The 822-nt window shown below is 45.1% G+C and carries 1 protein-coding gene; it reads left to right on the top strand.

Annotation, left to right across the window (positions count from 1 at the left end):
- Positions 1–822: HslU--HslV peptidase ATPase subunit (gene hslU / locus N2315_09580; protein MCX7829421.1), on the top strand; the 822-nt coding region annotated here is incomplete at both ends.

Genomic DNA, 822 nt, shown 5'->3' with positions numbered 1-822 from the left:
TGACTGAGGTTATGGAAGAGGCTCAGACTCATGCTGAGTTAAGAATTGTTGAGGCTTTGATGCCTGGGATGCGGTATTCTTACGCTGCTCAAGAGCCTGGAACCTATGAGCCTTCTGTTAGAGAAAGCACTCGCCAAAGGCTTCTTGAGATGCTCAGGAACGGTCAGCTTGAGGATAGAGTTATAGAGATAGATGTTGTTGATAGATCTTTGCCTAGGGTTGAGGTTTTCACCGCGATGGGAATAGAGGATCTTGGAATCAACTTTCAGGATCTTTTAGGGAACATATTTCCACCGAGGATGAAGAGGAGAAAACTGAAAGTTAAAGAGGCAAGGAAGGTTCTAGAGCAAGAGGAGGCTCAGAAGCTCATAGATATGGATGAGGTGGCTCAAGAGGCTATAAGGCGAGCTGAGGAGATGGGAATAGTCTTCATAGATGAGATAGACAAGATAGTAAGCAAGGGAAGCACCTATGGTCCTGATGTCTCAAGGGAAGGAGTCCAGAGGGATCTTTTACCTATAGTTGAAGGTTCTACGGTCATAACAAAATACGGCCCTGTGAAAACGGATCACATTTTGTTTATCGCTGCTGGAGCGTTTCACACGGCTAAGCCGTCGGATCTCATACCTGAGCTTCAGGGAAGGTTTCCCATAAGGGTCGAGCTTAAACCCCTTTATAGAGAAGATCTTGAAAGGATATTGGTGGAACCCAAGAACGCTCTTGTAAAGCAGTATAAGGCTCTTTTAGCTACAGAAGGAGTAGAGCTCGAGTTTACCCCAGAGGCTATAAGTAAGATAGCTGAGATAGCCTATAGAGTTAATG

Source organism: Thermanaerothrix sp. (genome assembly GCA_026417795.1).
Classification (GTDB): Bacteria; Synergistota; Synergistia; order Synergistales; family Synergistaceae; genus Thermanaerovibrio.
The sequence above is the reverse complement of the archived record's forward strand: the minus strand, read 5'-3'. Positions and strand labels throughout refer to the sequence as shown.